This window comes from Pseudoalteromonas sp. CuT4-3 (genome assembly GCF_035666335.1).
Classification (GTDB): domain Bacteria; phylum Pseudomonadota; class Gammaproteobacteria; order Enterobacterales; family Alteromonadaceae; genus Pseudoalteromonas; species Pseudoalteromonas atlantica.
The window spans coordinates 2,031,057-2,054,395 of record NZ_CP142030.1 but is presented as its reverse complement, the minus strand read 5'-3'; the positions used below and the strand labels follow the sequence as shown (position 1 = coordinate 2,054,395).

26 protein-coding genes are annotated in these 23,339 nt (G+C 39.8%); 21 read left to right on the top strand and 5 right to left on the bottom strand.

What is annotated here, in order from left to right; translation table 11 throughout:
• The first annotated feature begins 59 nt into the window (after positions 1 to 59).
• The 20 genes from VOI46_RS09335 to VOI46_RS09240 all read left to right on the top strand — a co-directional run bounded on the left by VOI46_RS09335 (position 60) and on the right by VOI46_RS09240 (position 18,332).
• The gene (locus tag VOI46_RS09335) at positions 60 to 347 is read left to right on the top strand and encodes a hypothetical protein (RefSeq protein ID WP_282337901.1); all 288 of its coding nucleotides are present in this window, start codon (positions 60 to 62) and stop codon (positions 345 to 347) included.
• Positions 340 to 969 (top strand): hypothetical protein, encoded by a 630-nt coding sequence (locus tag VOI46_RS09330; RefSeq protein ID WP_282337903.1) that lies wholly within the window; start codon positions 340 to 342, stop codon positions 967 to 969. The genes VOI46_RS09335 and VOI46_RS09330 overlap by 8 nt, the downstream gene beginning before the upstream one ends.
• On the top strand, positions 966 to 1,451 hold the full coding sequence (locus VOI46_RS09325; RefSeq protein WP_002960001.1) for a hypothetical protein: 486 nt from the start codon (positions 966 to 968) through the stop codon (positions 1,449 to 1,451). The genes VOI46_RS09330 and VOI46_RS09325 overlap by 4 nt, the downstream gene beginning before the upstream one ends.
• Positions 1,448 to 2,152: a hypothetical protein gene (locus VOI46_RS09320; RefSeq protein WP_282337905.1), complete on the top strand. Its 705-nt coding sequence runs from the start codon at positions 1,448 to 1,450 to the stop codon at positions 2,150 to 2,152. The genes VOI46_RS09325 and VOI46_RS09320 overlap by 4 nt, the downstream gene beginning before the upstream one ends.
• Entirely contained in the window at positions 2,125 to 3,078 is a 954-nt protein-coding gene (locus VOI46_RS09315; protein ID WP_282337906.1) for a hypothetical protein, read from the top strand. The genes VOI46_RS09320 and VOI46_RS09315 overlap by 28 nt, the downstream gene beginning before the upstream one ends.
• Positions 3,079 to 4,062: 984 nt before the next feature.
• The gene (locus VOI46_RS09310) at positions 4,063 to 4,470 is read left to right on the top strand and encodes a hypothetical protein (protein WP_004587201.1); all 408 of its coding nucleotides are present in this window, start codon (positions 4,063 to 4,065) and stop codon (positions 4,468 to 4,470) included.
• A gap of 152 nt (positions 4,471 to 4,622) precedes the next feature.
• A complete protein-coding gene (locus VOI46_RS09305) occupies positions 4,623 to 5,879 on the top strand; it encodes a sodium:proton antiporter (RefSeq protein ID WP_004587202.1) in 1,257 nt (418 codons plus the stop codon).
• Between the two features lie 270 nt (positions 5,880 to 6,149).
• Positions 6,150 to 6,557 (top strand): hypothetical protein, encoded by a 408-nt coding sequence (locus VOI46_RS09300; protein WP_004587203.1) that lies wholly within the window; start codon positions 6,150 to 6,152, stop codon positions 6,555 to 6,557.
• 266 nt (positions 6,558 to 6,823) lie between these two features.
• Positions 6,824 to 7,162 (top strand): hypothetical protein, encoded by a 339-nt coding sequence (locus VOI46_RS09295; protein ID WP_039972209.1) that lies wholly within the window; start codon positions 6,824 to 6,826, stop codon positions 7,160 to 7,162.
• A complete protein-coding gene (locus tag VOI46_RS09290) occupies positions 7,155 to 8,498 on the top strand; it encodes an SPFH domain-containing protein (protein WP_004587205.1) in 1,344 nt (447 codons plus the stop codon). Before VOI46_RS09295 ends, VOI46_RS09290 begins: the two co-directional genes overlap by 8 nt.
• Positions 8,499 to 8,724: 226 nt before the next feature.
• A complete protein-coding gene (locus VOI46_RS09285; protein ID WP_004587206.1) occupies positions 8,725 to 8,994 on the top strand; it encodes a YrhK family protein in 270 nt (89 codons plus the stop codon).
• A gap of 55 nt (positions 8,995 to 9,049) precedes the next feature.
• Positions 9,050 to 9,565 (top strand): M23 family metallopeptidase, encoded by a 516-nt coding sequence (locus tag VOI46_RS09280; RefSeq protein WP_039972211.1) that lies wholly within the window; start codon positions 9,050 to 9,052, stop codon positions 9,563 to 9,565.
• Between the two features lie 238 nt (positions 9,566 to 9,803).
• Entirely contained in the window at positions 9,804 to 10,214 is a 411-nt protein-coding gene (locus tag VOI46_RS09275) for a hypothetical protein (RefSeq protein ID WP_004587208.1), read from the top strand.
• Between the two features lie 475 nt (positions 10,215 to 10,689).
• Positions 10,690 to 13,836: a PilC/PilY family type IV pilus protein gene (locus VOI46_RS09270; RefSeq protein WP_004587209.1), complete on the top strand. Its 3,147-nt coding sequence runs from the start codon at positions 10,690 to 10,692 to the stop codon at positions 13,834 to 13,836.
• 518 nt (positions 13,837 to 14,354) lie between these two features.
• Positions 14,355 to 15,011, top strand: coding sequence for a hypothetical protein (locus VOI46_RS09265; RefSeq protein ID WP_029772248.1), 657 nt, complete (start codon positions 14,355 to 14,357; stop codon positions 15,009 to 15,011).
• Positions 15,008 to 15,694, top strand: coding sequence for a Crp/Fnr family transcriptional regulator (locus VOI46_RS09260; protein ID WP_004587211.1), 687 nt, complete (start codon positions 15,008 to 15,010; stop codon positions 15,692 to 15,694). The genes VOI46_RS09265 and VOI46_RS09260 overlap by 4 nt, the downstream gene beginning before the upstream one ends.
• Positions 15,695 to 15,767: 73 nt before the next feature.
• Positions 15,768 to 16,271, top strand: a complete 504-nt coding sequence (locus VOI46_RS09255) for an Mpo1-like protein (protein WP_096739468.1) — start codon at positions 15,768 to 15,770, stop codon at positions 16,269 to 16,271.
• 145 nt (positions 16,272 to 16,416) lie between these two features.
• Positions 16,417 to 17,208 (top strand): SDR family oxidoreductase, encoded by a 792-nt coding sequence (locus VOI46_RS09250; RefSeq protein WP_324737980.1) that lies wholly within the window; start codon positions 16,417 to 16,419, stop codon positions 17,206 to 17,208.
• A 61-nt stretch (positions 17,209 to 17,269) separates the two neighbouring features.
• Complete coding sequence (locus VOI46_RS09245) at positions 17,270 to 17,860, top strand: DUF2238 domain-containing protein (protein WP_324737979.1); 591 nt, start codon at positions 17,270 to 17,272, stop codon at positions 17,858 to 17,860.
• A gap of 31 nt (positions 17,861 to 17,891) precedes the next feature.
• The gene (locus VOI46_RS09240; RefSeq protein ID WP_324737978.1) at positions 17,892 to 18,332 is read left to right on the top strand and encodes a GNAT family N-acetyltransferase; all 441 of its coding nucleotides are present in this window, start codon (positions 17,892 to 17,894) and stop codon (positions 18,330 to 18,332) included.
• 42 nt (positions 18,333 to 18,374) lie between these two features.
• Here the strand turns inward: VOI46_RS09240 and VOI46_RS09235 are convergent, their stop codons facing one another.
• Together VOI46_RS09235 and VOI46_RS09230 are read right to left on the bottom strand one after the other, a co-directional pair.
• Positions 18,375 to 18,818, bottom strand: a complete 444-nt coding sequence (locus tag VOI46_RS09235) for a hypothetical protein (RefSeq protein ID WP_324737977.1) — start codon at positions 18,816 to 18,818, stop codon at positions 18,375 to 18,377.
• Between the two features lie 55 nt (positions 18,819 to 18,873).
• Positions 18,874 to 19,494: a hypothetical protein gene (locus tag VOI46_RS09230; protein ID WP_324737976.1), complete on the bottom strand. Its 621-nt coding sequence runs from the start codon at positions 19,492 to 19,494 to the stop codon at positions 18,874 to 18,876.
• A 130-nt stretch (positions 19,495 to 19,624) separates the two neighbouring features.
• On the opposite strand from VOI46_RS09230, the gene VOI46_RS09225 reads away from it, so the two are divergent.
• Positions 19,625 to 20,779 carry an IS110 family transposase gene (locus tag VOI46_RS09225; RefSeq protein WP_029772239.1) on the top strand — a complete coding sequence of 385 codons (1,155 nt, stop codon included), beginning with the start codon at positions 19,625 to 19,627 and terminating at the stop codon, positions 20,777 to 20,779.
• Positions 20,780 to 21,183: 404 nt separating this feature from the next.
• Here VOI46_RS09225 and VOI46_RS09220 read toward each other — a convergent pair whose 3' ends face one another.
• The 3 genes from VOI46_RS09220 to VOI46_RS09210 all read right to left on the bottom strand — a co-directional run bounded on the left by VOI46_RS09220 (position 21,184) and on the right by VOI46_RS09210 (position 23,195).
• Positions 21,184 to 21,597: a hypothetical protein gene (locus VOI46_RS09220; protein WP_029772744.1), complete on the bottom strand. Its 414-nt coding sequence runs from the start codon at positions 21,595 to 21,597 to the stop codon at positions 21,184 to 21,186.
• Positions 21,598 to 21,719: 122 nt separating this feature from the next.
• On the bottom strand, positions 21,720 to 22,409 hold the full coding sequence (locus VOI46_RS09215) for a hypothetical protein (RefSeq protein ID WP_248442107.1): 690 nt from the start codon (positions 22,407 to 22,409) through the stop codon (positions 21,720 to 21,722).
• 588 nt (positions 22,410 to 22,997) lie between these two features.
• On the bottom strand, positions 22,998 to 23,195 hold the full coding sequence (locus VOI46_RS09210; RefSeq protein WP_024033426.1) for a DUF6435 family protein: 198 nt from the start codon (positions 23,193 to 23,195) through the stop codon (positions 22,998 to 23,000).
• Between the last annotated feature and the right edge of the window lie 144 nt (positions 23,196 to 23,339).

Sequence of the window (23,339 nt, the reverse complement as noted above, 5' to 3'; positions counted from 1 at the left end):
TTTAATTACACTTAAGTGTGGTTTTTATCGCACTTTCCAAAACATTAAAAGGTAAAACTATGTTTACATACATTTACAAAGGCACAAGTCATAGCAATACAAGCAGCGAATACATGCAATCGCTAGGTATGGACCAAGAGCAAATTGAATCTGTATTAAATCAGCAGCAGTTTGAGCTAAGCCAAAACCTAGAAAAGCGCCAAGCTGCATACACAAAAGAGTCAGACCCGCTATACATGGAGGCGCAGTTCGAAGGCACGCCAGAGTCGCTACAAAAATGGCGCGACAAAGTGGCCGAAATTAAAGCGCGCTACCCGCTGCCAGAAAGCACAGCAGAAAATGCATAACATAGCGCTATGCTACCACCAAGCCGCCGCCCCTTGCTCAATGCAAGAGGGCGCGCAGCTGCTTGCATCAGCAATAAAAGACGACTCGCGCACAGATAAACCAGCCCAATACAACGCGCTGCTTTTATCTGTAAGCGCAAATGACCCCGCCGCAATGGCAAGCAAGCTCAGCACAATAAATGAATACTGCCCAATAGCCGAGTTCATCGCCTGCGCGCAATACGGCCAAAGCCAAAGCACGCTAGAGCAAAGCAAGCTGGCAGTGTACGAAGGCCAAAGTTTAGAGTGGCAAATAAACACCCTGCAAAACCTATTGCCAATTCGTGAGCAGCTAATAGCTGACGAACTCGCGGTGGTCGATGATAGCGGCAAGCAATTAATTACTACCATTGACGATGCACTAACCCAAACAGCAGAGATAAAAAAAGCCCGCGACCAGCGATTAAATCAAGCACAGTTCACAGCAAAAAGCAGCGCCGTAGATGTGCAATTAATAACAGCTAGCACAGCAAAACAGCTAGCCGACTCAGTGGCTAACAAAGGTAATGATCATAGCTACTGGGCACTGTGTTTATTCGTTGGCGAGCAGGGCGAACTTAATAAAATTAAAGAGGTATTATGAGCATAGCACTCGACGGTTGGAACGTGCCCGGGTTCGAAACCCGCGTAAACGCAGGCGTAAAATTAGCCGGTGGCGACATGTCAGGTCTTGGCAGCTTTTCACTAAGTAGCGACCAAGGCGTAAAGTCGGGTACACTAACCGTAAATACTAAAATCCCATTTAACGAAAGCGCCAGCCTAGCTTTACTAATAAGCAAAGCAAAAGCGCTGGATGAAAACGGCGCGCGTATCATTTACACCGTAAATAACGAGCTAGCCGCAGCATATAAAATACGTAAAGCAAAATTCGATGGCGACATAAGCGCCAGCGAAATAGAAAACAAAAAAGGCTGGCAAGTAGCATTTAAGCTGGTAGAAGTGCAATCTGTATCAGAGCGCGAGCAGCAGCAGCTAGACGAGCAAGCAACCGAAAGCGCCCAGCCGCAAGCAACAACCAGCAACGACGACGTACAAAATAAATTTAACGAGGTCGAAGGACCATGAGTACTCGCCTCTCTAACACGCTAACAATTGGCGGCAACACAGTAACCAATATTGTTAGCAAAACCGTGCAACTAGACATTGCCAGCACCGGCCGCGCAAAATTTGAAGTAGTCGCAGAGCAAGAGCCAAGCGGGTTGGTCGAGCTGCACCTAGGTTACACACTTGATAATATGACCCCGTATTTTCTCGGTGTAATAGAGTCAAAGCACCAAGCCAACGGCCGCTGGTATTTAACCTGCCGCGAACTGCTAGGCGCGCTAAGCTTTCCCGCCCCGCTTGCTATTCGTCACGCAACAATAAAAGCCGTGCTCGATGAATTGGCAAAGCTCGGTGTTGAGTTCGTAACACCTGAAAACGCCGAATATTTAAATAAAATAGCACCCGCGTTTTATCACAGCGGCACAGGTATTGAAGCGCTTAGGCAAGTAGCTAAAGTGTGGGGCATTAGCGATTTTATATTTCAGCAGCGCCCCGATGGTAAAATATTTATTGGCAGCTGGCACGACTCGCGCTGGCCGCTCGCAGCAATAAACGACTTTCCAGAGCACACAATAACAGCCAAAAGCTCAACCACCGGCGAGCTAATAGCTATCCCAAAATTAAGACCAGGCATACAAATAAACGGCCGCCACATAACCGAAGTAACACTAATCAACGACAGGATGCACATACGATGGTCAAACAAGCCATTAAACGCCTAATACAGCGCTACTTTCCAGAGCTAAGCGAGCGTAAACACCTGCCGCAATTGGCGCGCATTGAAAAAATATATGACCTACCAAGCGGCGGCGCAGCCATTAGCACCGCATTTAGGCCGCTAAAAGCAGCCGACGTACAGCTATTAAACCCGCTAACAGGCGAGCCATTGGCCGTGCCCGTTTTTCAACAGGTAACACTCGGCACAGGACAAGCATCCGACCACGGATTATTAAACGAACCAGCGCCAGGCATGCATTGTTTAATACAATATATAGACGGCCTAAACAGCCATGCCGTGATCACCAATTTACTGCCATGGCAAAGCCTAGTGCCCGAGCACAAACGTACCGACGTAATACTACAGCAAAACAGCCGCAGCAAAATACAAGGCCGCGACGGCAATTGGCACACCACAACCGACGGCGAAATAACCCAAACCAGCGACACAAACAAAACAACAGCACGCAGCAGCGAGCAAAATTACCACGAGCGCAGCACCAGCATAGCCACGCACGACACGCTAAAAATAGACGGCAACCAAATAACCGAAGTTATGGGCGCATTAAAAGCCGTAGTGGGTGAGAAAGCCTTAATTGTAGCTTTAGAGGGTTTATTACTTGGCAGTAAAAAACAGGTAGATATTGAAGCCACCGAAAACATGAACCTAACCACTCTCAAAACCCTACACGCCAAAGCCGCCAAACTGGCAAAAGTAGAGGGCGCAACAGTGTGGCTAGGAAATAATTCGGTAAACGTAGCGCAAGTATTGCTAGATTTAATCGCACTGGTAAAAGACATAAACCAAAGCCTAGAAACACACGGCCACAAAGACCAGGGCGCGGGACCGCCAATTACCAAAGGCGAATTTACCGCCCACAAATCAGCAGCCAGCAGCTTAAAAAGCACATTAGAGCCAGTGGTGGAATAGTGAAATTCCATTCAGTTGCGCGATTTTAAAAGTAGGTTAGGCTATCTGCAAATAACAGAAAAGGTAATTTGTATTATGATGGAAAAGCTAGATCGAATCGCAGAACTAAACACAGAGATGCAAGCAATTTTAACTTTGTTAACCAGAGACGAAAACTACACAGAACTAGAGCATCAGCTTCTAGACTCAGCACTACAACGGCTACTGAATAATAGCGCATCTATAAATCAAGAATTATTAAATTAAAAAAGGGCTTTAGCCCTTTTTTAATTTGGATAGTAAGTGTGTATAAATATGTGTATAAATTATTTTTATATTTTACATTATGTCACTAAAAACAATGCATTATCTAACTTTGATTATAGTCGTGCCAGTAGATTGTTGCTTGATTTTGCTCTTGATATGCCATGCTGAAAACCCTGAGTAGTTAACTTATAAACGCCTAAATACGCGCCAAGTTACTAAAATAATGAATTATTTAGATTATGGCATATGGGCGAGGGAGTTTATAGGTTTGGGTGATAAATGATGTTATGGAACTTTGTAGTAATACGTCAAGTTTGAGTTTTGTTCCAATCCACAATCACGAATTAAAAGTAAGGGGGCGCGCCGTTATAGCCCATGGCTTGCTAACCTTTTTGTAAATAGTTATTACCGGTCCAAAGTAAATCAAACGCAAATTTGCTAAGCACTTGGTGCTTTAACAGCTGGTTTGGTGGATAAATGATGCTGCAGACATAGGCTTTAAGTTTGAAGCTGTTATGGAAAAGTTAAGCTACTTGAACGGACTAAGTAAAGTGCGGGTTCGGTTACTGATTGTATAAATACCAATTGCCGTAAAGTAGTAATTCTCCATTAAACTAAAGTCTATAAGTTAATTTTCTTCACTTATTGGTTTTGTTTTAATCGTTTGTCGGTTTTGTGTTAATTCTCTAAAGTTGAATTGTCGGCAACAAGCACGACTAACTCAACAGGAATATAATCATGAAAAGCTCACTTATCAAAACCATCGCTCTTGGCTCTTTATTAACTTGCTCAGCTGCTGTAATGGCTGATACAAGTGACTACAAATTAATGGTTATCGAACAAGCGACTGCACCGCAGCCAATTGAGCAGTCATTTAATAGTTGCGCACTGAATGTTAAGTCAAAAAACTATGCAGAGGCTGAAGCAATTTGTACAAAAGCAATTGCACTTTTAAAAGATGCAGACGGCCCTAAATTTAAAGTACGCCAACTTACGTCATTCGCGTTAAGTAACCGAGGTGTTGCGCGCTTAAAATCAAATAATGACACTGCAGCCATTGCTGATTTGTACGAGGCAGCGCAAATGTCTAACAGTACAATGGTATCGCATAATTTAACACTTGCTAAAGAAGAGCTTGCGCTATAAAAAAGCACTAAACATGCTTTAATTAAGCCAGTGTATAAAAAGCCCATGTTAGGTTTATTCTTAGCATGGGCTTTTTGCGTTGCACGGTTAAAAAGTGCAAATCATAAAAGTGGAAACTACCTATTAGGCTTTAAATTTAAGAGAGCTAGATTATGGATGTCACCAGTACGTTGAGTATATTTGAAATTAGCGCGATTTTTTTATCTATAACCGCATTACTTGCTTATATAAATCATCGGTTTATAGGCCTGCCAACCACCATTGGGGTGATGGTTATTTCGCTTTTAGTGTCTATTGCGGCCATATTTTTGGGCTTTTTAGGGTTTGATGAACTTATTGATTACGAAGTAAGCCTACTTGATCAACTCAATTTTACTCATGTATTGCTCGACGGCATGCTCTCAATGCTGCTTTTTGCTGGGGCGCTGCACGTTAATGTAAGTGACTTAAGACGTTATAAATTACCCATAGGTATTTTAGCGTGTGTGGGTACGCTAGTTTCAACAGTGATTATTGCTACAGCGTTATATGTAGTAGTGCCTTTATTGGGATTTAATTTATCGTTTATATGGTGTTTATTATTTGGTGCGTTGATTTCGCCAACCGATCCGATAGCGGTAATGGGTATTTTACGCTCTGCTGGCGCGCCTAAAAGTATTGAAACTGTAATAGCGGGGGAGTCGCTATTTAATGATGGTATAGGCGTGGTGGTATTTGCGCTTTTATTAGGAATTTTAACCAGTGGTGATATGCCAACTACATACTCAGTGGCTCATACACTCGCTGTTGAAGCTGGGGGCGGTATAATATTTGGTTTAATATTGGGCGGTGCTTTAAATTATTTATTAAAAGCAATAGATAGCTACCAAGAAGAAGTATTACTTACGCTAGCGGGTGTTATAGGCGGTTATGCATTGGCGAGTCACTGGCACTTATCGGGGCCACTTGCGATGGTTATGGTGGGATTAATGGTGGGTAATCATGGCCGTAATTTAGCCATGAGTGATAAAACACGCCACTATGTTGATTTGTTTTGGGAGCTAATTGATGAAATTTTAAATGCCATTTTATTTGTTCTAATTGGCCTTGAAGTGGTAATGATTGTGTACTCAGCTAATTTGCTGGTGGCGGGCGTTTTAACCATTTTAATTGCGCTATGCGCACGGCTTATTGTGGTTGGCCTAACAACAACTATTTTTAATAAACAGCTCGAGCTGCCCAGTGGTGCATGGAAAGTGTTAACCTGGGGAGGGTTACGTGGCGGTATTTCGGTGGCACTGGTGTTGCAGCTACCTGATGGAGCGCAGCGTAATATATTATTGGCTTTAACTTATGCAGTGGTGGTTTTTTCAATTTTAGTGCAAGGCTTGAGCGTAGGAAAAGTCGCCAAAAGCATAAAAACAAAATAAATTTTAAAGACTGATTTTTGTACAGTTCGCTGGCTTGTATGCGTAACTACTGCATAACACTCGTTTTAAAACCTTTTTCAAAACAAGCAGTAATTACGCTGGTTTACACGCTGTTAAACATTTAAATTTGTACGTATATTAGACTAAAGTCTATAGGTTAATTTTCTTCACTTGTTGAGTTTGTTTTTCTCGTTTGTCGGCGCTGAGCTATTACTCTAAAGTTCAGTTGTCGGCAACAAGCGCGACTAACTTAATTAGGAAAGACAAACCATGAAACGTACACTTTTAAAAACCATCGCTCTTGGCTCATTACTAACTTGCTCAGCAGCTGTAATGGCTGATTCAAGTGACTACAAACTAATGGTTATCAAAACTGCTACTGCACCATTGCCACTTGAAGAGTCATTCAATAGCTGTGCACTTAACGTTAAATCTAAAAATTACGCTCAAGCTGAAGAAATTTGTACTAAAGCCATTGCACTATTAAAAGATGCACAAGGCCCTAAATTTAAAGTACGCCAGCTTACATCGTACGCTTTAAGCAACCGTGGCGTTGCACGTTTAAAAGCGCATAACGATACAGCAGCATTAGCTGATTTATACGAAGCAGTACAAATCTCTGAAAACACATTAGTGTCTCATAACTTAACTCGCGCTAAAGAAGAGCTTGCCTTATAAAGCAATTTAATTAGCGAGAGTCACAAAAAAGTCCCTACCGATTTATATTAGGTAGGGGCTTTTTTGTGCGTGTAATAAAATTTTTTATAAAGCTCTCGTGTAAATTTAAAAGCGAGAAAGTCCGTTTTAGAAAGCTTTATTTTTGGAAATGTTACTTTTACCTGTTTTATATACGAGGTTTCTGTAAAATTAATGAGTTAACATTTGTTATTGATTTATAACACCTGTTATTGACGTAATCATTCAACTAAATATAAGCAGGTTATATGATTTTCTATATTGTTGGGTTGAGTACATTGGTTATTATTTTGTGTTTAGCTATTTATGTTATTTATAGCAATATACGCAAAAACCGAGTAAGAAAAACTAAGGAATACAATGTGCTGTTTGATAAAGACACCATTGTAGATGAGCTTATTACTCAACTTACGGATAAAAACCAAGCCCAAGCAGATAAACATAAAAAAATAAAAGGCAAAGAAGAGATCCTTGCAACATTTATAGAATTGCATCGCTCAGGTAGTTTTTGTGCGCATTTAAGCGAGCAAGAAATTATTTACTTTGTTAAGAAAAAACTAAACATGGAGAGTAATGAAAATGGATAGCGATAAAAAAGCGGTTCCAGAAGAAAAGTCACAATCATTTATAGGTCGTTTTGGCCGCCGAAATGTCATTTTAGTAACATCAATAGTGGTTGTGTTGGCTGTTATAGCAACGCTTACTTCACAAGTTATTTCTTGGAACGAAGCTGACGAGCGTTTAGTTCATCAATCGGCGTTTACCGGAAAGTTAACGGTTATTAACCAAGCTGGCCCATACTTAAAAGCATTTGGCACTACATCTGCTTATAAAAAGGTTATATCGATTAACTTTACGGGTGACGAAAACGCGACTGCCAGTGCAATTGTACCTCTTATTCCAATACGCTTTTTGGATACAACAACCGGTGGTGCACGTGGTGTATCGCGCTTTAGGCTGCCAGGCAATGTACCAGCCACTGAAAAAGGTGAATTACGTGGATTACTAAAAATACACGAAGAGTTTGGTTCGCAAGATACGCTTATATCTAATTTACTTATGCGTGCTACTACAGAAAACGTTAAAGCGTCGGCGCGTATGATGTCGGTTGAGCAGCATTATTCTGGTGGAAACGGGCAACTTAGCCAAGACTTCTCTGATCAACTTACTAATGGTATTTTTGTTACTGAGCAAATAATCAGCAGCGGTGAGCGGGATAAAAGCGATGAACTAGGTAGCTTAAGTAAACAGCAGCGTGTAACGGTAAATATTAAATCTGATAAAGAGGGTAAACCGCTGCGTAATGCGCCGATTTTAGGTGCGTATGGTATTACTGTTGTAGATGCAAGTATTATTGATATTGACTACGAAAGTAAAGTAAACGCGCGCTTAGAAGCGCAAAAGCAAGCGGCTGCAGATGAAGCCTTGGCACGTCAAAATCTTAAAAAAGCAGAGCAACAAGCGCGTACAGAAGTTGCCTTAGGCGAACAAGCAATAGCAAAGCAGCGGGCAGAGTCTGAAAAGCTTAAAATTAAAGAGCAAATCGATGCCGAGCGTATTAAAGCGAATGCTATTATTTCTGCGCAGCAACGTGTAGCTGTAAAAGCTGAGTTGGCTAAAGAGCAAGAAGAGATATTAAAGCAACAGCGTTTAGAAGCACTAGGCATGGATGTGTTAGCTGAGGCACGCTTGCGTGCTAAATCAGCAGCGCTTGATCCTAAATATGTGTTTGATGAAACATTAAAAGCTGAGGTGAAAATTCAAACTGCTTTATTCAATAGTTTAGGAAAAAGCCGTTTAGTGCCTGAAATTGTAATAGGTGCAGGGCAGGGCGAACAAAGCAATGGTTCTGAATTTATGCGATTATTAGCGGCAGATGCGGCTTTAAGTCTTAAAAAACGTTTAGAAAAAGACCAAAAATAAACAATTAAATATACAAGCAATAGTGAGTTTTTAGTTATAAAGACTCTACACCAATAAAAACGCTGGCTGATATATCAGGCAGCGTTTTTTATTGTGTGTTTTTTGCTATTGTATTATGCAGATAAGCCTATACCAATTCGCAATAATACTTAATTAAGCGAATTGGTATTAGATGCTAATGAAAACAGTTTTTTTAATTACACAGTAAAAAGAGTGAGTAGTATTGATGGGCTCCAGCAAAAATCAGCTTAATTTAGACTTAGGACAAGAGCATATTACTATCCAACGCCGTTATGAAGCATTAGGCGCAGTTAACGATTTTTTAATTGCGGTGTGGTTTTTAATTGGTAGCTTTTTCTTTTTAAATGAGTCATTAGTTGAAAGCGGTACCTGGCTTTTTATAGCTGGCAGTGCGCAATTAATAATAAAACCTGTATTAAAATTAATGAGTTTAGTTCACGTTAAAAAAGTGTTTCGTTCTAACAATACTCACTAGGCGTTCAGGTATTGTAATTAATAATTTAATGACTATTCACAGCAAAGGTAATGCATTGAAACTACTAAAGTGGACTTTGGGCGCAGTTATAATTTTATTAATAGTGAGTTTACTCATTCCTGAGAAGCTAATAATTCCTGTGCAAGGCGCTACAAGTAAAGATTGGAACCACAATACGTTTTGGTATGAGCCGTGGGGGCGCTCGGGTGTGCATAAAGGAATTGATATTTTTGGCGCTAAAAACACGCCTGTGGTTGCTGCAACAAGCGGTATTGTTATTTTTTCAGGTGAACTAAACCGAGGTGGCAAAGTGGTTGCGGTACTTGGTGCAAAATGGCGAGTGCATTATTTTGCACATTTAAATGACTACAATGTAAGTGCAGGGGATGTAGTTAGCTTAAACAGTCAAATTGGCTTACTGGGTGATACCGGTAATGCCGCAGGAAAACAACCTCATGTGCATTATTCTATATTATCGCTTATGCCTATGCCGTGGCTTTTTACAACGCAAAGCCAAGGGTGGAAAAAAATGTTTTTTTTAAACCCACATAAAAAGTTAACTGCTAACTAACTCGGTTTTACTTATAGGTGGGCCTTTACTAATTAATTGCAAACGTAGTTAACTCGCTTGTTTTTGCTGTATTTTTTGAAAGTGAAAGAAACGTTATTTAAAGCAGGGATTAGACTAAAGTCTATAGGTTAGATTTTCTCACTTATTAGGTTTGTTTTTATCGTTTGTCGGGGGAAGAGGATTTATCTAAAGTTAAGTTGTCGGCAACAAGTACGACTAACCAAACAGGAAGATAATCATGAAACGTACACTTTTAAAAACCATCGCTCTTGGCTCATTATTAACTTGCTCAGCTGCTGCAATGGCTGATCAAAGTGACTACAAATTAATGGTTATTGAAGATTCTGTAACAGCAGCGCCGGAGTTTGAACAGCCATTTAATAGCTGTGCACTTAATGTAGAATCTAAAAACTACACAGAAGCTGAAGCCATTTGTACACAAGCAATTGCCTTATTAAAAGAAAGCCGTGGCCCACGTTTAAAAGTACGCGAACTTACATCGTTTGCATTAAGTAACCGTGGTGTAGCCCGCATGATGGCCAAAAAAGACACCGCAGGCCTTTCAGATTTATACGAAGCGTATCAAATTTCTAAAAACTCACTGGTATCTCATAATTTAACGCGTGCTAAAGAAGATTTATCGTTATAAATTTATTACTTAGCACTTAAAAAGCCCCCGCGAGTTTATAACTCGCGGGGGCTTTTTAGTTTTATTTTTGAAATTAACCAATGTGAGTTGTTAATTTTTAAGCGGGTTTAACGTATATCCTCACTTAAATACCTATTTTAATAGGGGGTTTTAAACTTAAAATATGGTAATAACACCATTGCAAGTAAGGTTAACCGAGAATTACAGGGTTAATTGTTTTTAAAAGTGGGATATTTTACTAATGACGATGCGTATATAAAATGCTCTAAGGGTATTAAATTTCTTTATATTTGCGCCTATTTTCATTAAAGTACTTAAAATATAGCAAATTCAGTTAATATTAATCTTTGTAAATAAGTTTATGTTTAATGGCATTTAGCTGTTTTGTGCATTTTTCTAATTAAAACTAAAAATAAATAAGTAACTGCACTTTTAATGGAACTGCGTGATTTTAGCGCAGATAAAAGGATTTAAAATGAAACTTACCTTCAATCGCATTGTTGCATCTTTTTTTGCAGCAACTGTTAGCCTCTCTGTAACCGCCGAAGATATAGAACTATACGTAAACCATAACGTAGAAACCGATGAAAACCCCCGTGTTGTGATTATTTTTGATACCTCCGGAAGTATGGGAAGTAAGCTTCCTTACAATGGACCTAAAAAAATAGATGCAGCTAAAGATGCCATGACCCAACTGGTTAATGATAATAGCGCAATTGACTTTGGTTTAATGCGTTTTAATGGTAACAACGGTGGTTATATTATGGCTGGTTTAGGCTCATCACATGACACTATTTTAGGCCAAATTGAAAAGCTACCTGCTAGCGGAAACACCCCCGTTACAGAAACCTTATGGGAAGCCTACCTTTATATGACAGGCCAAACTGTTTGGTATGGACAAAATACCAATCAACGTGACTTTAGTGTAGAGACTAACGACAACCCTTTAACGCCCCCTGATTATATATCGCCGTTTAGACAGGCATATGGTTCGCAAGAGCGCTGTGATAATTCTATAAATTTAATATTAATGACCGACGGCGACCCTACTCAGGATAATAACCGTAATGACGATATTAAAGATTTATACAAGCAAAAATTTGGTTATAACCCAAGTAAAACAAGTAACAGTTATTTAGCGGTATTAGCGCAAATAATTCATGGTACACAAGACGTTGAAATAGATCTTTACGAAGACACACCGGAAGTAGCAGACACAGGCCGCGTATTTACTATTGGTTTTGGTAGTGGCATGAGTAGCAAAGGTAAAACGCTTCTTGAAAAAACCGCTGAACTAGGTGGTGGCGAGTACCTTCACGCAGATACCTCAGCAGAGCTCTCTGAAGCATTAAATAATACTATTTCTAGAATACGCGAAGTAAACGATAGCTTTTCATCGCCTACGGTTGCCAGTAATAACGTTGACCAAACCCGCAGCCGAGAAGCAATTTATTTTGCTATGTTCTACCCAGAGACCGGGGCTCGTTGGGGCGGCAATTTAAAAAAATTAGTTATGTCGGGCTCTAACATAGTTGACTCCACAGGCCGTGAGGCAATAGGTGATGACGGCTTAATTAAAGAAGACGCTCGCACGTTTTGGCTACCTTCAAATAAACCGGCCGATGGTAATTTAGTCGCACAAGGGGGCGTAAACTACTTACTTTCAAGCTTAGACTCACAAAGCCGCAAACTGTATATAGATTCGGACGGTAGTATTGTTGATTTTACCTTTGATAGAGTTAAAGAAATTTTAAATATAGTGTCAGACGCCATAGGTGGCATCATACCGGGTACTGATATTGCTATATCGCGCAATGATATTAATTGGGCAAGAGGCATGGATGTAGATAACGAAGATAGCGATAGCTCATCAGTAGATCAGCGTGCCAATATTTTTGGTGATCCTTTGCATTCTAAACCGGTATCTATTGATTATGGTGATGGCAACATACGTATTTTAGTGGGCACTAATGCTGGCTTTTTGCACATGTTTAACGATAAAGGTAACAGCATTGAAGAGGAGTGGGCGTTTATGCCTGCTGAGCTGTTAAAAAACATACCTGCGCTTCGTACAAATCAAGCCAATACTAAAGTGTATGGTATGGATGGGCCTATTAGTGTGTTTTTTAACAATAAAAGTTTAAACAGTGACGGCTTAAATGACGGAGTAATAGATGCCACTAAAGGTGATGAAGTATGGGCATTTGCTGGCATGCGCCGCGGGGGTAAAAATTATTATGCACTTGATATTAGCTCACCAGATAAGCCAAAACAGCTTTGGAGTAAGCCTATTGTAGGCGGCTCAGATGGGTTTGAATACCTAGCTCAAACCTGGTCAAAACCACAAATAGCCTATATTAAAGCGTTTGGAGATGAGCCTTTACTGGTATTTGGTGGCGGATACGATACAAACAAAGACAACGCGATTCGTAGCGAGGATGAATCAGGCACGGGAATTTACATTGTTAAGGCTAAAACTGGCGAAAGAGTATGGGCGTTAACGCCCGAGGATAACAATTTCCAAGGTAAGCACAGTATAGCTGCTGATATAGCAACGCTTGACTCAGATTATGATGGTTACATTGACCGTTTATATGCCACCGATACGGGGGGTAATATTTGGCGTGTGGATATGCCTGGCTCAGACAAAAATAGTTTTTCTCATTACAAATTAGCAGAGCTTGGCAGTTCATTAGCAACGCAAGACCGACGCTTTTTTTACAAGCCACTAGTGGCACGTACTATGTTTAGTAAAGTGAGCAAAACGAGCTATGGCGGTGAAGAAATAACCACACGATTAGATACGCCTTACGATGCAATCGTGATAGGCAGTGGTAATCGCTCAAATCCGCTTGCAACCAATGAGCAAGATCATCTTTACATGATTCGCGATGAACAAACCGTAACTAAAACCTTCGATTCACAAAATACGCCAGAGCCCATAGTGCCAAGTGAATTAATGCTTATGAATGACGACCCATTTGGCAATGCACTAGATAATGTAGATGAGTTTGTAGAACTTGAAGCTGATTTAGCAGGCTTTAAAGGGTGGCGATATGAGCTAAGTAATGGTGAAAAATCATTGGCTGCAGCCACCGTGGTAGGAGGCGTAGCTTATTATACATCGTTTACACCTGCACTAGAGTCTGATAAAAATCAGTGTTCTTTAACTGGAGGCGGTGGTGCAATGTACGCTTTTCATTTGCACTATGGCACAAAAGTGTACGACCAACTTAAATTTACTACCAGCTACGATGTACCCGACACCGCTCAGTTGTATTTTGGTGAAGGCGACTCATGTATAGATGCTAATAATAATGGATTATGTGATGTGCCAACACCTGATGATGGTGACCCAGATGACGGTACCCCAGGTGGTGGTTACGAGTACGAAGAAACAATACCTGTAAGCCAAGTAAGCCAGTTTTATTTAATCGGCCCGAGCCTTACTGGTGAAGGCGCAGTAAACCCAATCAAACCGCCTGAAATTAACGGACCAGGGCTGACTGTTGTCGATGGTAAAGTTAAACTTGTAAATGACAGTGATACATTAGGCTTTGGCTTTAAAACGCAGCAAACCTACATATATAAGCGTGAAGAAAACGATTCTTCATCTGATTAGGTTAGCCTTAGCTCAGGCGTCACAACGCTTTAATATTTACCGCGCATGCCTTTAAAAGGGATGCGCTAACTTTTCTAGCTAATACTAAAGAGCCCAAAGCAAACCTTGCTAGGTTAAAGTGTTCTGCTTAAGAAAGCTCAACAATGAAATTTTTGCCTAAAATTCAATACGCCTCCTACCTAAAATAGATTACCTAACCAAGCGAATTTGTATTAATAAAAGCCAACATTGCTTTTCGCTAGCCAATGCTTATCCGCAATTATTGTGTTTAAGTATTATAAAAAGAGGGTTTATTGTCCCTATATTGAAAATAGACATACGGGCATTAATTGGTTTATGAATTGTTCGTAAATAAACCAATTAATGTGTAAATAAATATTAAATAAGTCACTAAATAGTAAAGCAATATTTGCATAACATGGTTAAAAAAAAGATTTATAAAACTTACCATTTTAAATGGTTGCTAGTGCTTAATTTTGCCGCTATTTTAAGGTTAAGTTGTATTAGATGGAATTAGTATGAGTTTCAAATTGATCTCTTTTTGCTATTGTATTCCCGTACTCTTTTTAAATGGTTGCGATGAGGAAGTGAGTTTATTTAGTAGCAGTAAAACGCCGTTAGTGGCTAAAAACGAAAACGCTAATTTACCGGCTACTGCTATTAAGCAAAAGCACCTTGTTGTAGAAGGCCTAATAGAGGGAATTGTACCAAGTCACTGTAAACGTGGTGAAACAGCATATATAAATGCAAAAATGCAAAAGGTTATACGCAACCCAACCGCAAAAGTGACTTATACACTAAAACCCACTGATAATATTTTGTCTGTGTGTGTGGCCAATGATAACTCAGCTATTACTTATCGTTATGGCACTGAGCAAAAAATTGGCCTTGAGTATACGGCCACTGCGGCGCAGCCATTTGGTAGCTACTATCGTCAAATAGGGAAAGTAGGCGAAAGTATTTTGTTTTTTAACAAAGGCAATTACTATTACTACATTATTAATGCTGGTGGTATGGGCAGTGGTGTTTCAGTGAACGTATATAAAAATAAAACGCTTATTGCGGAGTTTTTCTCTGGTAATGAGGCGTATAACGACTTTGTTATTGCCAGTAATTTAGACTTGCCTAAGTCGTTGGCAATAGAGCTTCAACCACATATAAACACAATGCAATGAATGGATTAAGTAAAGCACATTGTAACATTATTGAACAAGGGCAGTGGTTTTCTAAGCGTGATGCACACTTAAAACAGTTTTTACTAAGCCACGCAAAAACTTTAAGCCTTAGCGCGCACCAATCTCTTTTTTTACGAGGTGATAAACACGACGGTATTTATGCTGTATTAAGTGGTGTGGTGCGTATTAGTGGGGTAAGTAATAATGGTAAAGAAGCTGTTTTAAGCTTTGTTGACGCCTCGCTTTGGTTTGGCGAAGTCACTTTATTTGACCGCGGAATGCGCACGCACGATGTTTATGCGCAAACCGATGTAACACTGTGTTTTATTGGGCAACGCGCACTTGAGCAACTGTTAAAACAATACCCGCATTATTGGCAAGACTTTGGGTTACTCCTTGCCCAAAAATTGCGAGTTATGTTTACTAGCATGGAAGATCATGCACTATTAAGTGCCGATCAGCGCGTTGCAAAACGCTTACTTATATTGTGCGCGCATTTAGCGCATAGTAATGGCCATACGTTTACGTTATCTCAGCAGCAATTGGCTGATATGACTTACCTCACACGGCAAACCGCCAATCAAATTCTAAAAAAATTAGCAAAGCAGCAACTTATTGAGGTCGGCTATAACAAAGTGACCATTTTAAACCAATCTGCTTTAGAGCTACTTTGTAATCAGTAAATGTCGGCTCCCCGACAGAGTGATATTTTAAAAGCCTGATATAGTGTAAAAAAACACAATAAAAGGCACACACATGAAAACTCTACAGCAACAGCTTGGTACATACGGTTTGTACCATCGCTCTAAACGCAATGTTTTAACTCATTTTTTTGGCATTCCGCTTATTGTATTTGCGGTGCTGTGCTTGTTAGCGCGTATTCAAATACCCATTGGCAGCCTGCTTATTGATGGCGCGCAGCTTTTTGTTTTTGCAAGCGTGGTGTATTACTTAATGCTGAGCGTGTCGCTTGGCTTAATAATGGGTGTACTGTTTACCTTATTGCTTTTAGCAGCCCAGCCAATCGCTGCTATGGCTTTTTGGCCTTGGTTAAGTATTGGTGTGGGCGTGTTTGTATTTGGCTGGGTGCTGCAGTTTATTGGCCATTACTATGAGGGTAAAAAGCCTGCGTTTGTAGATGATTTAATTGGCTTAATTATTGGCCCGTTGTATGTAACCGTTGAGTTTTTATTTTTAATGGGGCTTTATAAATCGCTAGAGCATGAAGTTAACGCCATCGCAGGCCCCACCAAGGCATAATGCTAAGCGGCTTAAATATTTAGTTATTCGAGCGTGCTAAATAAAGCGTTAACCACGTTATAAATCATATATCTGTCGTTATAAACGTTTAAAACTTAACACGCTTGCTATTAGCAGCGGATAAAATAATAAAGGCAAATAACCCATGCAATACAACAATAAAACCGTATGGATCACCGGCGCATCATCAGGTATTGGAAAAGAGCTCGCAATACAGTTTGCAGCACTGGGTGCCAAGGTTATTTTATCAGCCAGAAGCGTTGATAAACTTAACGAACTAAAGCAAAGCTTACACGGCGATGGCCACATTATTGTGCCTCTTGATTTGTCAGCGCCTGAAGCTGTTTTAGCTCAAGTTACTGATTTAATCAGTACATTACCTGCTATCGATATTTTAATTAATAACGGCGGGGTATCGCAGCGCAGCCTATTTTTAGAAAACGACTTCAATGTTTATCGCCAATTAATGGAAGTTAACTATTTTGGCCTCATTGCACTTACCAAAGCGGTAGCGCCTAGTATGGTAGTAAGGCAAAGCGGTTCAATCGTTTCTATTAGTAGTGTTGCGGGTAAAGTAGGCTCTAAATTTAGAACGGGCTATTCAGGCTCTAAATATGCGGTAGTGGGCTTTATGGATTGCCTGCGTGCTGAACTTTCAGAGCATAATATTCATTGCTTAACTATTTGCCCCGGCTCTATTAAAACGGCCATTGCACATAATTCGTTAAACGAGCAAGGCATAGCGCAAAACAAGCCAGAGCACTCAATAGAAAATGGCATGGATGTAAGCGTAGCCGCTAAAAAAATGATCCTCGCAATTCATAATAAAAAAGACGAAGTGGTTATTGGCAAAGGCTTAAGTGGCTGGGCACCGACCATTAAACGGTTTTTTCCTCGCTTATTTAATCGATTAACCGCTAAAACAAACTATCGGTAGCATCGGGCAATTTAGAGATATAAAATGCTGTAAATTCAATCAATTTAGACAAGGATTCTAAATGAAGTATTTATGGCTTGGCCTGTTTTTTATTGTATTAATTTGGTCCGGAATTAACCCAAAAGATCAGTTTACTTGGCTGCTTGAAGTTATCCCCGCAATCATTGGTTTAGTGCTTATGGCAAGCAGCTATAAGCATTTTAAACTCACCCCCATTTTATATGGCTTTATATTAGCGCATTGTATTGTGCTAATGGTTGGCGGGCATTACACCTACGCCGAAGTCCCTTGGTTTGATAACTTATTTGGCAGTGAGCGTAACAACTACGATAAAGTAGGGCACTTTTTTCAAGGGTTTGTGCCTGCATTATTAGCGCGTGAAATATTACTACGTAAAAACGTAGTCAATGGTAAAGGCTGGCTAAATGTGTTTGTTGTATCGATATGTTTAGCGTTTAGTGCTTTTTACGAACTAATAGAGTGGTGGGTTGCAGTGTTAAGCGGTGAAAACGCAGAAGCATTTTTAGGTACGCAAGGGTACGTATGGGATACTCAATCTGATATGGGAATTGCCTTATTTGGGGCTATTTGCTCGATATTGCTGCTTTCAAAAGTACATGATAAACAGTTAAAAAATGTTAAAGATTATTGATTCAAATTTTGTTACTAAAAGACAATAAATTATGACTGTAAATACCCATAATTTCACGATAAGCACAGATAAAAGCAAGCTTAACTTTAACGTTATTTATAACTTTATTGTTAATAGCTATTGGGCTAAAGGAATACCTAAAAGCGTTATGCAAAAAGCGATTGATAACTCAATGTGCTTTGGTGTTTACAGCGCTGATAACGAGCAAGTTGGTTTTGCCCGCGTAGTAACCGACAACGCCACCTTTGCCTATTTGGCTGATGTATTTATTACCCCAGATTTACAAGGTAATGGTCTGAGCAAGTTACTCATAAAAACGATTGTAGAACACCCTGAGCTGCAAGGGCTAAGGCGCTTTTTATTAGCCACTTCTGATGCGCATGGCCTGTATGCGCAATACGGGTTTAAACCGATAGACAACCCAGCATTGCTAATGCAAATAAACCCTAAAAATGTGTATGGTAAAAAATAATAATGAGACCTAATAGATAGGGCGAAGAGTTTAAGAAGCTTTCTATGTGCCTAATTTACCAAGACTATTTTGTTCTATACTACCAGCGGAAAAACAAATACCAACATAAAGCCAAACAGTACTCGCTACAATTTGCCAAGTATCTAAACCTGAGGACGTTACAAATGTAGGAACAGCAATTAATCCCCGCAATAAGCAGATCATTGCAATGGTAATTAAAGCTGATTTGAGCAGAGGAACTTTGCGAATTAAACCAACTGCTGAAAAAGCAAAAATAGTACAAGCAAACATTAAGCTTGCAACGATTATTGTGCCAATTGGAGCAAGTAAAGTTCCTTGAATCGAAGAGTCGATTATTTGTTGAGGTGCCCGAGCAAATGCAAACCAACTAGGACCGCCCAAAATACAGAGTAGGTGCCAGATTGCAGAAGCGGAAGCTATAACACCTGCACTAATTAATAATTTTGATTGAACACTAAAACTCAATGCTTACTCCATATTGCACTGGCACATAACGCCTTGTTATATTTCGTTGCATCATTTAGCTGCTAATTCGGTTTCGTCTTTCTTCATCAAGCTTTTTTAATGTATTGGGTGTAAAATTAGGCTTTAATACTAATTCATGCTCTCTTGCATTACCTTCGAACAGCACCTGTGAATCATCTATTTCCATAAGAAATACTGGCCTAGCTTTAAGCATGGATTCGGACATTCCAGATGAATGGTAAAAAGCATTAAGCCCTTCAATTTCCCTTGCCCACGAGCAACCTAAATCCTGATGAGACTCACCATATCTACCTATTCGATATAAGGTTAAAGCTTGATTCAAAGGCGTGTAGCTTTGAGGAAACTTTGACAAATCAAAGCGAAAACAATCATAACTTCCTGATATTACACTTGAGGTAAATAGCTCGTTTAGTGTCTCTTTTTTCCCTTTGCCTTCCATAATATTGATTATGCCCTCCTTATGGGCATTCAGAAACATTAGCAACACCTCCAATTTATCGCCATGTTCATCAGTATAAAAAGTTCCTTCGAAATCTTTCTTAGATGCCAACAGCTTATCGATATATGTAAGTTCCTGGGGACTAAGATATTTATATTTTAAGTGTTCGAGATCGATACCGATGGAACTAAGTAGTGTGGATAAATACTGATTCAAATAGATCTCTCTTAAGAAATATAGACATAATGACTCCCACACGGTGTTAGCCTCCGCTTTTCGTGGGTTAGCTTAATTCAAAGCCAGAGCCATAATTAGTTTGTCAATTAACTAAACAGCAGAGGCTAACATGAATAAACATAGCATACTTTTTATCGGTCTTGATACACATAAAGAATTCAATGAAGTCGCCTATATTGAAGAACATAGAGGTGCGCAACCTGTTCATCTTGGCCGAGTTTCGTCTTCCAAAGTGGCCGTTCAAAAGCTTGTTCGTCAGTTCGAATCGAAATACTCTGGCGCAACACTTCATTTTGTTTATGAAGCAGGCCCATGTGGTTATTGGATTTACAGGTTAATTACCAGCCTCGGCCATTGCTGTTACGTGGTGGCGCCCTCTCTTATTCCTAAAAAACCTGGTGAGAAGATTAAAACCGATAAACGTGATGCTCTTAAGCTTGCTAAATTACTTAAGTCTGAAGATTTAACACCTATCTATGTTCCCGAGCCTGAAGATGAAGCTGTACGCGATTTATCTCGTGCACGCGAAGTGGCAATGAAGGACTTAAAAGATGCCAAATATCAATTAAAGGCGCTGTTGCTTCGCAATAATATTAATTATAAAGGCACTGCGAATTGGTCACAAAAACATTTACGTTGGCTCACTGAGATTGTGCTGCCACACCCCGCTCAGCACATCGTCTTACAAGAATTTTTACACACAATTACCGAACGAATAAGCCGACTTGAACGGCTAGACAATGAACTAACACACCACGTTCACCAGTGGCGTTATTATCCTGTTGTCAAAGCAATACAAGCTATGCGTGGTGTCCGTTTGTTGGTCGCCACTGGCGTTGTTGCTGAGCTTGGCGATTTATCGCGTTTCGACCATCCCCGTAAATTAATGAGTTATCTCGGTCTTGTACCCAGTGAACACTCGAGTGGTGGCAAACGCCATATTGGCGCCATCACAAAATGCGGAAATGGCCGAGCAAGACGCCTTCTTGTGGAAGGTGCACACACTTATCGGTATGCGGCAAATATATCAACAGATATGCAAAAACGACAAGAAGGCTTACCAAAGGACATTATTGATATTGCGTGGAAAGCACAGATTAGGCTCTGCAAACGCTATAAAAAAATGATAGCCAAAGGGAAACACTACAATCTGGTTGTTACCGCCATTGCCCGAGAAATGATTGCGTACATATGGGCTATTGCAAAAGAAGTGGTGCTTACGCCAGTGAATACAAAACTTAGATTGGCAAGAGTACCCGCATGATAAACGTATTAGAGTTAATGCATGGGATCAAGCATCGGGTGTGGCACAACCACCGACGGCGTTAGGATGGCAGTGCAGCTAACGCTGCATTGAACCACGAACATAGACTGAAGACAGGTGCCACGACGAAATAAGTAAGGTCTGCTCTGTTACTAGAAATAGTAATAACCAACGAATATCAGCAAGATAACCGACGACATTACTTGCTTCATCCTATGTATTAACTCGCTCTAATTCGAGCTAAAGTAATTATGGCTTAAAAAGTTAGGCAGGGATCAGTGCGTTTAACTTGACAGTGGGAGTCATACCAACGCCCCACTAAGAGGCGCAAAATGCATGGTTAAATTAGTGAGGCACGAACGCAAAGCATGCTTTTTTCGTCCTGCTTTAGTGCCTTGTTGGGTTTACTTTAGACGAGTTAAATCCCCATTTTTAAGATGGTAAAATTGTTCCTCTTCACCACTAGGACAGCAGCGAGGATCATCAGGCATTTTTTGCTTAGTGTTAACCCGAATAATTCCTGCTTTAACTTTAACATTTTGAACAATACCAAAAAGCTTCATAGTTGAAACTTCACTATTATCAGCACTAAAAACTGATAAATAATCTTGCCAATAGGTTGCTCCAAGCATAGACCACTGAATAATAGTTATCTCTTTGCTATAACCATCAATAACTCCTTTAATTTTATTCTTTACCACGTAACCTTCTCTAACTTCCAAGTAAGATTTAATGGTATTTTCAATCTGATTATTGACTACTTCGTTGCTCAGTGAAGAAAAAGACACGATTAGTGAGATTAAAAATAAATACTTCATGTAAACCTAACGCCTCAACTTTGGGGCACAAATATATGGGCTAAAATTACGAGCGAAGCGAGGGTGCCCATGTATTTGTGTCCCAGCTAACGCAGTGAGTGACAACAGTTGTTTGTTAGCCGTCATATCTCATTCAGCTCTAGCTTCATTTGCTCCTTTAAAGCATTATGACAGTTTTGTACGTCCTGCCCGAATATGGTCGCTTTTTCCTGATATGGAGTGATCAAAGTTTGATCTGCCCAGAACTCTTGCGTTGACATAAATCTAAGCATTTCGGTAGAAGCGTCGGTTGCATTCTTTACCGCAATTTCTAGCTTATCTAGTAACGCGTCAACTTCCTTCGAAGCTATCAACCGAATACTATTTTGTTCAGTTTTAACTTTAAGATGTTCCTCGTTTAACTCAAATACAAGCGATTGAACGTCTTGATTATATTTAACAATTCCTTTATTTTTGGCTGCCTCATCATCTTGTAAACAAGCAGTTAAAAATTCAGCCATAATTGGCTGAAACTTCTCTACAAAGATTGAATTACACTTTCCGTGGAACTCATCAAGTAGAGAAAAGTATTTTGAGAATTGAAGCCTTTTATCCTCATATTGATATTTTCTCTTTTCAATATCTAAAGAGTGCTGTTTTTTAATTTTTTCTGTTTCGGCGCGATACTTAGCAACAATCTTCTGTTTGTCTTCTTCAAGCTGGCGATTATCTTCAATTAGTGCTCGGTTTTTACCCTTGACCTTTAAATACGCGGTCAGGTAAATCGAAAGAGCACCAAGGGCAAAGCAAAAAATATTAAATAACACTTCCATGCTCGATATAAACTCCATGACGGCTAACAGCTTTATCAGAGGACACTTTCCTCTTTTTATGAGCAATGTATGTCCTCTTATTTATTTTTAGTATTAATAACAAATCCTGTAACACATTGCGAGTATTAAACTTTAAGGCGGGGTGTCCTTTTTATGGCAGGTGGAAAAGAGGAAATTGTCCTCATTTTCTGACTTAGGAGGTAAAACGCCTGCGCAGTAAGCAAATACAGCAGTTAAAGATTTAAAATGACATCCAAACCCCTTTTTTAATCATTTAACCGCCAATAAAAACTGCATCGAAAATATAAGTAACCGCCTAAAGTACACTTGTTTGTGCAAGCCTATTATTAAAGGTGGTTTTTGGCTGGTGGAGGCTATAAAACGAGGTGATGAATTATTTACTAAACGCGTCTTTCTACTTTTAAAACAGTACAGACACGATATTTATACCAATCGACTTAAATATTTAGCCTTTCTCGCGTGCTAAATAAAGCGTTAACTGCGTTATAAATTTCTCATGTAGAAAAACTACATGTCGAAATTTATGCCTTGTTATCACTCTATTTACCCGTCGCTATAAATGTCTAATTACTTAACACGATTGGTATTATCTGGCTTTTTTGCTTCAAGCGCTTCTATTTCACTCCAGATTTTTTCGGCTTCTGCGCTTAACATTGCGTAGCTTTTAATGTCGCCTTTACGCTGCGCTTGCATGCCTTGCTCAAGCTTTGCATCGTACTCTTTGCGTAGTTTTTTTGTCGGGTCTGATTTGAATAGTGAAAACATGGGGCTCCTTAGTTTTATAAAAGTATTAGGGCGTGTTGATCTTTGCGGATTGAAATTTGTTCAATCTAGGGGCGATTAAATCGCGGCGCGAGGTTTGTAACCTAGTGGGCTAAGTAAAAAACCGAGTAAAACTTCCGCGTCCTG